The organism is Sphingobacterium anhuiense (genome assembly GCF_042686355.1).
GTDB lineage: Bacteria > Bacteroidota > Bacteroidia > Sphingobacteriales > Sphingobacteriaceae > Sphingobacterium > Sphingobacterium anhuiense.
This window is the reverse complement of the sequence record NZ_JBHUPE010000004.1, coordinates 1,530,153-1,539,989: the sequence shown is the minus strand read 5'-3', so window position 1 is coordinate 1,539,989 and position 9,837 is coordinate 1,530,153. Positions and strand designations below refer to the sequence as shown.

Genomic DNA, 9,837 nt, shown 5'->3' with positions numbered 1-9,837 from the left:
GTTCTTTAGTTCTTTTTTCATAATAAGCTGAGTTAGATGTCAACTTATTTCAGGACGGGACAAAATAAACAAATAAAGCCATTCTGTCAAGAATGGCTTTATTTGTTTTATATCCTCCTTACGGCTTTCCGTATTTTTTAATCAAACCGATGCTTTATTTTCGGGCTTTTAAAACAGTATTCATCATACACCATGATCGTTACCAGTACCAATACCATCGAGGGGAGAGAAGCCTGCGTTATTTTGATCCCATTTCAGCAACAGCTGTTATTGGAGCCAATGCTCTGAGTGAAATAGGAGCTCGCTTCGTGGACCTCTTCGGTGGGCGCTCCCGTAATTATGAAAACAAATTACAGGCGCTCTATAAGAGCGTAGTGGAGTCTTTAAAGCACAATGCGGATAGCTTTTAATAGATGCCGTTATAGACTTCAGCGTCAATATTGATTAGCGCTTGGGCAAAGGCATGCTGATTGTTTATGGTTATTACAATCGGGCCGATGTAATAGCAATTGAGATGCAGTCCCTGAGGAATAGATTGGTGTTTTAACAATGCAAATATTATGGTGCCGGAGGGACATTAAAATGTTGTGTAAATCCAATTATGAATAATGAACATTTTTTGTATTGTATTGATTGTTAGGTTATTGATGGATGAAAAAATCCTATGAGTCTTCGATGAAAAATTATTTTTCATCAAGCAATGCACTTGATATCTGAGTATAAATATGGATTATCTTTTTCGAATTGCTATTATCTTTATGAAACATCATCGATGTATAAAGTTTTTGGGTTTCTTGGTTCTCTAAATTGAAACTAATTATATTGTCAAGTTTTATTATAGCATGATGATATGGAGAATTTTTGTACCATCTATCAAATATGTCATGACGCAATTTGGATTTTTTGTCATCATCAGAACAGATATATATTAACGAATTTTCAACCGTTTGGAAAAATTTTTCGACAATGTCTTCTATTGTCTTAAAAACTTTAGCATCGTAAGATTCAAGAGTTTCAGTTGCTTTTTCTACAACTAATTGGAACATGTTGGGAATGGTCTCTCCAGATATTGCTGAAAAAGTTTCATCCACCACAAACGCAACCCTGTATAAAATAGAATTTCTTGTTACAAAGTTATACGTATTTGTAATATTATCGAAAACGTAATTATAATGGTTTTGCAAACTTGATACCTTTCTTATCCAGTTCTTGAAGTGTTGTTTTACCTTTCATGTATGAACGCACAGCTTCCTTATCAGCAATCATTTGAGATACTGAAGTTATAATCACTTGCTTTTTAATTTCTTGTTTTTTCATACTATCACAAAGATAATAAAAAAAACATTAATTATCTATATTACAGCGTTATGCTGTAAAAATTCTTTAAGCCAAACATCTAAAGCCATTCTGTCAAGAATGGCTTTAGATGTTTTATACTTTCCTTACGGCTTCCCGTATTTTTTAATCAAACCGAAGCTTTATTTTCGGGTTTTTAAAACAGTATTCATCATACACCATGATCGTTACCAGTACCAATACCATCGAGGGGAGAGAAGTCCTGCGTTATTTTGATCCCATCTCAGCAACAGCTGTTATTGGAGCCAATGCTTTGAGTGAAATAGGAGCGAGCTTTGTCTTGTTTGCTTCGCAGATCCCTTCGGGATTCTTCGGTGGGCGCTCCCGCAATTATGAAAACAAACTACAGGAGCTATATAAGAGCGTAGTGGAGTCTTTAAAGCAAAATGCCCGTAGCTATCGGGCAGATGCCGTTATAGGCTTGAGCGTCAATATTGATGAGCTCTCGGGCAAGGGAACGCAGATGTTTATGATCACCGCTATCGGTACACCTGTATTGCTCAATGCAATTAAACATATACAAGCATAGGCGGTAGATGCTAATTAAGTGGGCTAGGTTGGTTAGTTATTTTCATGGTTCTGCATGCACAATGATATCCTCATTTAAAGAATTATTATTATTTTTTAATACTAATGTTTTAAATGGGAGCTTATCAATATTGATTAAAATACCTGTTTTAATTAATTCTTCAAATAATTCGTTGTAATAATTTTCAGAGTTAATAACTGTATGAATAGATTTTAAAGATTCGCTAGTTTGTAAAAATTTATATAAATAGAAATGATCAATTGCACCAAAATTTCCTTTTCTATTAATCTTTACATGCAAGTATTGATTTGTTTTTTTATTTTCAAAATCACAGGCATCCCCATGGAAACAATATGTCCAATTGTTTTTTAAATTACCTTTCCACAGATTATTTTCTCTATTTATTAGCTTTTGAAATGATTGATCTGAATTTAAATCAAGATTAAATTCATGAGCTAAAATTTTTATCATTTCGTTTGCTTTGTTTTCAAAAGCTTGAATTACTTCAATAAGCAAATTTAATTCTCGCATAATTAATTATTACAGTACCTTCAGTGGAGGTTTTTATGTTATCGCCATTTGTTTACATGTTCTATTTTTTCATCAAACTGTGCGGCTAATGATTTTACTCTTGATTTCAAAAGTAATTTTCTTCCGTCAATTGTCCTTGTAAAAATCAAGTCACACCCTCCCACAAGCCTTTCCCATTGGTTTTGAAAATATTCAGCTAAGTTTTTGTTTCGTCCGAGTATTTCAGGAACAGAATGATAGTCTTTTTGCTTAGCAAAAAGCAAAAATCTATTTTTTCTGATAATCACATACCTCGGGTTGTCAATTGGTGCGATTACTTCTTGAAGTGCATTTATAAAAGTTGATTTGTCGAAAGTTGTTCCACCTTCTAAATGACAGTAAACAGCGCCCCAATTATCAACAGAAGTTTCAATCTTTAATTTTGAAGAGTCTGATTTAATTACTCCAGCCTTAATCAACGAGTTTAAAAGTGCATCTCCAATTTGTTGAATATCCTTTGAAATGTCTCTGTATGTGAAATATAGTCTTAATGTTTTGAATGTTAGTCTACCAAAAATAGCCATTCCTATTGCTCCAAAAATTGCAAGGAAAATATAGAAATCTTGTATCGTTTTTATATTTCTTGCAGCTCTGCCCAGACCTTGCAAACTTTCTAAACCAAAAGCAACTAATCCCGAACCTAAAGTTGCTAAGAGATTACCAATAGTCTTATTCAAATACATTGACTTCACAGCCTTGTATTCTTTCTCCTCGGGGAATGGGATTTTGATTTCCTCAATAAGTGTAACACCTGTTTCGAGAGCAGTTTTCCATCTTTGTTTTAAACTTTCTCTATCTCCTGCATAAGAAAACATTTTAACATTATTTTTCTCCGTTTCTTCTTTATGGTGAATGTTTTCTGATAAGTTTAAACGTCCGATTCCATTTTCAATTCCTGGTTCTTCTTTGAATGAAACACCGACAAAACTTCTAAACCGTCTTTTTAGTAAATCAAAATCGTCTCCTCCTGTTGGAGATGTTGGATCAATACAGGCCAAATGCCAAATATTTCCAGTTTTGCTGCTATTTCCGTTTTGCGATCTTATCGCTCTGCCGCGCATTTGATTGGAAAGTACAAACGAACCCACAAAACTTGCTAAGATTAAAGAGTTTATTGCAGGAGCATCCCAACCTTCACCAAGTAATGATTTTGTTCCAATTAAGATTTCTATTTCTCCCTGTTGAAAGATTTGAGTTACTAAATGAACGATATCGTGTTTGAGTTGCTCAGTTTGGCTTATTAAAAGATAATTGCTGTCAAAAGGAATTGGACTTGAATTGATTTGCGTAATTCCGAGGTGTGCTGCTTTTGCTTCAAATGCAGGATAAGCACTAAGAGGAATAATTATCATTGAACCCGTAAGTACTGCGATTTTCTTGTTATCTGTGTTTTCTCGTCTTAATTTTTCAAAAATCGGAATGACACCAATTTTGTTATGTTCGAAATTATTTTCAGATGAGCTGGTATAAAATTCTTTGCGGATATAGTCGGAAAGAATAACCAATCGTAAGTCTTTACCTAATTTCTTATATTCAAAATCAACAATCTCTTTAATCCCATTTAGTTTGCTAATACTCGAAGTCAAAAATCCTGTCACTCGTTTGTTGTGCGAAAAGCTGATTTGCCGTCTTTCGATCGCACCGTATCTTCTTAATCTATTTTCGAGAGTTTTTTTGTGTTCTTCAAATGTTTTGAAGTGTTCCTTTTCTTTGTAGAGATAGAAATCTAAAAGCGTTTCAATCCATTCATAATCAAGTTCTGGAATTTTAAATTTTTTATTTCCAATAACCTCAAGGTGTATTTCAGGAATTTCCTTTTCGTTTGATTGTAAAAATATCAAGCAAGCCGAGTAGTAGGAGAGATTGTTATAAATCCAATCCAATTGGTCCGTTGGGTTTTGCCAAATCGGATGTTGTTCGATTGCCTCGATGATCGTTCCATCATTTTTTATTTCCTGGAAAATCTTTTCAATATTCTGTCTAAAATCAACAATGCTTTGGTTTTCCTGTTCTGTTGGCAAAGTGAAATAAACATAATCTTGATGTGGACACAGATCGCCTTCAATTACCAATTCAGGAACAGAAATTTCTGTATCAACAGGTCCGTTTAAGTCAATGTAGCGTTGCCATTCCGTAGCAGTAACGTCATAGGGCGGAGTCGCTGTCAAGCCGACGATCATTGGTTTTAATTGTTCTTTTACTTTTGTAAGTGTTTGCCACCATTCGTTTTTTAAATGGTGTGCTTCGTCCACTACAATTGTTTTGATGTTTTGGGATTTTAGTCCACTTACAATATTGTCAAGATTTAGATTTGTTGACTTCCCATTCCGATTTTCGTCCGTTTCTTCGTTTTCAAATTCTTCTTCGTCAGCTCTCCAATTATTACAAGCAGCGTGTAATCCCTGATAGGTTACCACGGTCATGAATTTTGGATTGCGAATATCTCTCGAAATCCATTCGGGTGTTTGTGCAGTTTGCAAGAAGAGTTCACAGAAACGCTGTATCCATTGATTACGGATCGCGATTGTCGGAGCAAGAATTAAAGTAGGTTTGTTCAGTCGAATGGCAACTTCGAGTCCCAAAACTGTTTTACCTGAACCTGGAGGAGCAATAACGTGTAAATGTCCATCAGTTAAATGGTCCTGCAAATCGTCAAGCACACGTTGCTGGTATTTTCTCCAACTGTATTTAAATTTTATTTCTTTAGGATATTCTGTCAATTTATCTGTAAGTTTTAAAAAGTCATATCATGAAACATTGTTATCCAATGTTATTTCACTAAATATTACGTCCATTGGTATCTGCTTTTTCGAGTTCAGTGCAACCTATTTTTTGTTGTCAGGCAGCTTATTTGGTTAAATTCGATTTGACAAAACTAATGTACAAAAACTATCGCTAATACATCTCAATCGGCGAATTTTGTTGTGATATATAATTATATGAAATTAGTAGAATTTATAAATACACGCGAAAGAATCTTTGGTTTCTTGAAGCATATTTTTATATTTATTCAATTTTTGAAAAATGGGAAGGCTTCAGATTCATATTCCTTTTCACAGAGGCTCCGGCACTACAATTATTAAGTTCTATGATGTTAAATCTAATAAATATTTAGGCGGTGGAAATTTATAAGAAAATAATTAAAGGTATCTATTGGTTAACTTGTGCTTGCATGTTTGTGATACTCTTTATGTCAGTAGAAAACCAGTGGATAAAGGGGTGTTATGATCAGGTTTTTAAAGAGTTTTTACACTTTAACACTAATTTGGATTACTTTAAAATCTATAAGATCTTTACGTATAGTAATCCATTCATGTTATTTATTTTAGAAGCAATTTTTTACGGATTTAAAATTAATGGAATAGTATACTGTATGTATTGTTTTATAGTAGTCAACATTATATTGATTTTGATACCAATATTTTGCTAATTCATTTTAATTCAAATAAACTTTGTTATTTGTACAGATCTATTCAATAACTTTATTTTGAAGTGATAGAAAATTAACAAGTTTTTATCACTTCAACTAAATCTGGGACTATTTAATGATCGGTTTTGTACTGGACTTTTAATATGGACAAATTAGAGTGAAATTGTACTATTTGTGTTGTTGCAGAAAGTTATTATTACTTTTTTCTATTTACAATAATCTGATAGATTATTGTGATTGTTAGAGTCAGCAAAAATAAGATCCAGGAATAAAACCAAACACCTAAAGATCCATCACCTTTAAAGTTATCTGGATCAAGATATAAATATAGGTTCAAAGATAAGCTTGTTAATAGAATCACGGTCAAACCTATTTTGTTTAATCTTTTACCTTTTATAATCCCGTAAACCATGTAGGAAAATAGCAGGAAATAAGCGCTATATATTATCAAAAACTCATCGTCTAGAGGAAGCATCGTTTCAAGTTTATTTAATGTTTATTATAATCTTATTCGATTAAATCAATTTCCCAAACTTTTGTAGCTTATATCGCAATCTTTTTTACCAATTAAGAGAGGACAGATCCTTAATTACTGACATAATCAGTAGTATTATTAATGTACAAAAGAAAAGGTGTCCCATGAAGAACAATGTTCGTTTTTTTCTAGGCTCTTCTTTAGCTTTGTAACTTTTCCAATTATAATATAAACCTCTAGGAGCTAGAAATAGTGTAATGTAGATTGGCAATCCTACAAGGATATCAAAAAGGAATGAGTAATTTTCTTTCAGTGGTTTAAAAAAAATAATTGTAATAATGGATACCAATAAACCAATGGCATAAAATCTAAATATTTTTATAGATTTTTTTAGATATTGAGTTTCATTTACTGTGGACATATATCATTATTAAGATTGAAAACGTCATTTAGGTTTTTGGTTAGCTTATAACTTCAGTGTGATTTTTTGCAACTTCAAGTTAGCCATTTTTTAAATAGCTAAACACCGCTATTTTTATCCTTTTTAATAATCGTTTATGACACTACTGTTTTTATAAAAAAAATAGGTCTAAACTTTTTAGAAGTTATACTTGTAATTACAGCAGCGTAAACGTTAATGATTTTAATTCCATTTTTTGCATTAATGTATTAGAACCGACTGTTAAGCTAGATAAGTTTTTATAAAGGTGATATTTAGCAATACCTTGTTAGCGGTAGTGCTTATTAAATTGTTCATTGTTGAATTTTAGTTTTAAATTCTCCGGTAAAATCTTCAAAATATGTGTTGGTAAACCTGGCTCAGTTTTAATATTTACAAATGATCCATTTTCGTAAACGTCTAAGTAATCCCAAAATGCGATGAAATATTTACAATTATTGATTTCGTCGTAGTCATTTATAAATTCCATCCACCCTTCAAAAATCAGATTGTCATTTTCGTCAAATAGTTTAATTCCTGAATAATTCTCAAGTAAACTATCTAAATGTTCACTTAGATGACCTTCAATACAACTTTCAGACCAATCGAATTTTAAATTTTCACAGTTAATGCTATAGTTTATCAAATCGTATAAAAGTTGGCTTTCAACAACCTTTCGTAATTCGATACTCATTGGGGAAGAAAGACCTAAATCTGTATAATTGGGTGTAATATTCATTGTTTAAACTTGGGATGATATAGTTGGACTCTTCTTGTAGCATTACCGCTAACGTTTCGGGCTTTGGCATCAATTGCGGAAATTGAAGCGAAAAGTTTCAATTTAGCGACAAAGTAAGCAAAAGCCAATGTAATTGGCTTTTTGCGGAATAGAAAGCCGAAACTTTAAGTTAAGACTTAACTCGCCATTGCGTCAAACCCTTATAGTATGCAGTATGTTTTTGTGATTTAAAATTTCTTCTTTCTTGATTAATTTTATCAAATTTGTCATATTTTAATAATACAGGACCTACTAAACTTATTATGCCAATTAACAATCCAAATGATATATCAAGAAATGTTGCTTTTTTGTTTAATCTAGGAGCAAAACTATATCTATTAAAAGTTTCAATTAGGATGTTTCTTTTGTAAATCTTTTTGATTACTGTATTTGAAAGTAAAAGTAGAATAATAAATATTAATGGAGAGAAAAGATAGGTCTCAAGCGTTAAACTACTAAATCTTACAATTCCAATTAAAGAAAGTGAGCAACCGAAAATTAAATGTTTTATTATAAGATTTTTGTCATTAAGCACTTTTTGATATCTATAAGTTAAGGGATTTTGATTTCTCCCAGATAACATATAAAAGTACACGTAACCAAATGCTATAATCAAGGAAATAGCTGTAAGTATTAAATTAACGTCTAGTTTTTTCATATTGCATACAACAATTGTATTTGCGATACCAATATACAAACTATTTCGCAAATCCGCATCCATGGACGAAATACGGTTAAAATTTCAAAATAAATTATAATTGATTGAAAATAAGATATGTATATTTATTTTTGTTACGAATAGCGAGAGGATACTTCGAACATTTGAAAAGAAATTAACCACCCAGCGCTACGCTAACAAAACGATTCGGTCGTATTGTGACTATGCCATTATAACATGTATCGCAATATGAATATCTGAAAGATATACCGTTGCCGCATATCGAATCATTTATCAACGAAAAGGTAATCCACGAACAGATTCGAGCGATTGATTAAGAAGATCGACATAATAAATCCTAGTCAACCTTTTTATCAATACTTTCTTTTTTAGGTTTGTATTTTATGTAGGTATTTCGACCGTTAACAATTACCACTTCCAATCTTTTGTTTTTTTCATTAACAGTGCGATTCAAAGTATCTGTGAAATCCGAACTGGTCCAGGTTTAATTTTGCTGTTTATTACATTGATTAACTATTTTTTCTAAGGTTCTGGGTAGGTGAAAACCTTCTCTTCTTTTTTTTGTAACGGGGTATTAATTATCTGAAAAACAATTACTAAATTAGTAATGAAATTAAAGACGCTACTTTACTTAGCTATAAAACATTATCGGTAAGATTTGAATAAATAAAAGGATTTTAATCATATGAAAAAAGAAAAAATAGTGAAAAGTAGCGAGGGAGAGGAGTCTCCTATGACAATTTTGGAGCAAGGAGGGCCTATATCCGTTACCCTTGTGTTTAAAAGCGGTGCCGTTGTGCAGTTAAAAGACGTGAGTTATAAGGAGGTATCTTGGTCAAGCGGAACAGTAAAAGACCCGATGGCCAATGGTATCCTGTTCGAGAGAAAAGGTTCTCCAGCCATGCTTTCATTCAACGAGACTGGCCAGTATCACGAGTATTACCAAAGTCCGGGAAGCCCGAAACCACCAGTAAGCAACGCCTACTTTGCACCCAATATTCTTCTTGATGCTATTATATTCGACTAGAGTTTGCAATCGGTACTTATCAAAAACCAACCACAAACTATAGTCGTGTAGCAGTCCTAGGATAGCTGCTGAATTATGAGGTAATCGTGTGAATGCCTCAAGGATTAGATTTTTATTCTGGGAGGTAATAAAACGTATATTCGTTGTTGTATTATTAATTGGGTCATCGTCCCTTACCTTTAGTATCATATTCTCAGAGTTGTTGACGATACTATCAGGGATTATAATTTCCCACGTGAATTTGTTTTTTTCTTGCCATTTATGCGAACGTCCCTGTCATTTGTATAATCTAATAAATAAAGTGTATCAAAAGGGGCATTCTCCAAAGTGACTAGCAGCTTATAATCTTTTAATGTCTTTTGCTGTGCATTGATGTTAATTGAACACGCTATGGTTGTTATTATTAAGATAATCGTCTTAAAATACTTCATTCGTTAAAAGGAGGTTGGATTTTATTTGTAATCTAATCTTTCTCAAGTATACTATTTTTATTTATTATCTGAATAACTGAGAAGACTATATTTTGTTCTAGGTGTAACCTAAATAAATTTTGG

9 protein-coding genes are annotated in these 9,837 nt (G+C 32.4%); 3 read left to right on the top strand and 6 right to left on the bottom strand.

Annotated features, from left to right (window positions below; all coding sequences use genetic code 11):
• Positions 1-149 precede the first annotated feature (149 nt).
• Positions 150-410 carry a heavy metal-binding domain-containing protein gene (locus ACFS6I_RS12220; protein WP_380920894.1) on the top strand — a complete coding sequence of 87 codons (261 nt, stop codon included), beginning with the start codon at positions 150-152 and terminating at the stop codon, positions 408-410.
• A 273-nt stretch (positions 411-683) separates the two neighbouring features.
• On the opposite strand, the gene ACFS6I_RS12215 is transcribed toward ACFS6I_RS12220, so the two are convergent.
• The gene (locus tag ACFS6I_RS12215) at positions 684-1,184 is read right to left on the bottom strand and encodes a DUF6169 family protein (RefSeq protein ID WP_380920892.1); all 501 of its coding nucleotides are present in this window, start codon (positions 1,182-1,184) and stop codon (positions 684-686) included.
• Positions 1,168-1,317, bottom strand: a complete 150-nt coding sequence (locus ACFS6I_RS12210) for a hypothetical protein (protein ID WP_153197979.1) — start codon at positions 1,315-1,317, stop codon at positions 1,168-1,170. The genes ACFS6I_RS12215 and ACFS6I_RS12210 overlap by 17 nt, the downstream gene beginning before the upstream one ends.
• Positions 1,318-1,516: 199 nt before the next feature.
• On the opposite strand from ACFS6I_RS12210, the gene ACFS6I_RS12205 reads away from it, so the two are divergent.
• The gene (locus ACFS6I_RS12205) at positions 1,517-1,885 is read left to right on the top strand and encodes a heavy metal-binding domain-containing protein (RefSeq protein ID WP_380920890.1); all 369 of its coding nucleotides are present in this window, start codon (positions 1,517-1,519) and stop codon (positions 1,883-1,885) included.
• 42 nt (positions 1,886-1,927) lie between these two features.
• Here ACFS6I_RS12205 and ACFS6I_RS12200 read toward each other — a convergent pair whose 3' ends face one another.
• The 4 genes from ACFS6I_RS12200 to ACFS6I_RS12185 all read right to left on the bottom strand — a co-directional run bounded on the left by ACFS6I_RS12200 (position 1,928) and on the right by ACFS6I_RS12185 (position 8,298).
• The gene (locus ACFS6I_RS12200) at positions 1,928-2,416 is read right to left on the bottom strand and encodes a DUF6896 domain-containing protein (RefSeq protein WP_380920889.1); all 489 of its coding nucleotides are present in this window, start codon (positions 2,414-2,416) and stop codon (positions 1,928-1,930) included.
• A gap of 38 nt (positions 2,417-2,454) precedes the next feature.
• A complete protein-coding gene (locus tag ACFS6I_RS12195; protein WP_380920887.1) occupies positions 2,455-5,175 on the bottom strand; it encodes a DEAD/DEAH box helicase family protein in 2,721 nt (906 codons plus the stop codon).
• A 1,913-nt stretch (positions 5,176-7,088) separates the two neighbouring features.
• Positions 7,089-7,538, bottom strand: a complete 450-nt coding sequence (locus ACFS6I_RS12190) for a hypothetical protein (protein WP_380920885.1) — start codon at positions 7,536-7,538, stop codon at positions 7,089-7,091.
• A gap of 169 nt (positions 7,539-7,707) precedes the next feature.
• Positions 7,708-8,298, bottom strand: coding sequence for a hypothetical protein (locus ACFS6I_RS12185; RefSeq protein ID WP_380920883.1), 591 nt, complete (start codon positions 8,296-8,298; stop codon positions 7,708-7,710).
• A gap of 643 nt (positions 8,299-8,941) precedes the next feature.
• Here ACFS6I_RS12185 and ACFS6I_RS12180 point away from each other — a divergent pair.
• Complete coding sequence (locus tag ACFS6I_RS12180; RefSeq protein WP_380920881.1) at positions 8,942-9,283, top strand: hypothetical protein; 342 nt, start codon at positions 8,942-8,944, stop codon at positions 9,281-9,283.
• Positions 9,284-9,837 lie beyond the last annotated feature (554 nt).

What these genes read in the sequence shown, in the direction of transcription:
- ACFS6I_RS12205 (WP_380920890.1), top strand. Translation starts at nt 1,517, where the DNA reads ATGATCGTTACCAGTACCAATACCATCGAGGGGAGAGAAGTCCTGCGT.
- ACFS6I_RS12180 (WP_380920881.1), top strand. Translation starts at nt 8,942, where the DNA reads ATGAAAAAAGAAAAAATAGTGAAAAGTAGCGAGGGAGAGGAGTCTCCT.
- ACFS6I_RS12220 (WP_380920894.1), top strand. Translation starts at nt 150, where the DNA reads ATGCTTTATTTTCGGGCTTTTAAAACAGTATTCATCATACACCATGAT.
- ACFS6I_RS12200 (WP_380920889.1), bottom strand. Translation starts at nt 2,416, where the DNA reads ATGCGAGAATTAAATTTGCTTATTGAAGTAATTCAAGCTTTTGAAAAC.
- ACFS6I_RS12185 (WP_380920883.1), bottom strand. Translation starts at nt 8,298, where the DNA reads ATGGATGCGGATTTGCGAAATAGTTTGTATATTGGTATCGCAAATACA.
- ACFS6I_RS12190 (WP_380920885.1), bottom strand. Translation starts at nt 7,538, where the DNA reads ATGAATATTACACCCAATTATACAGATTTAGGTCTTTCTTCCCCAATG.
- ACFS6I_RS12210 (WP_153197979.1), bottom strand. Translation starts at nt 1,317, where the DNA reads ATGAAAAAACAAGAAATTAAAAAGCAAGTGATTATAACTTCAGTATCT.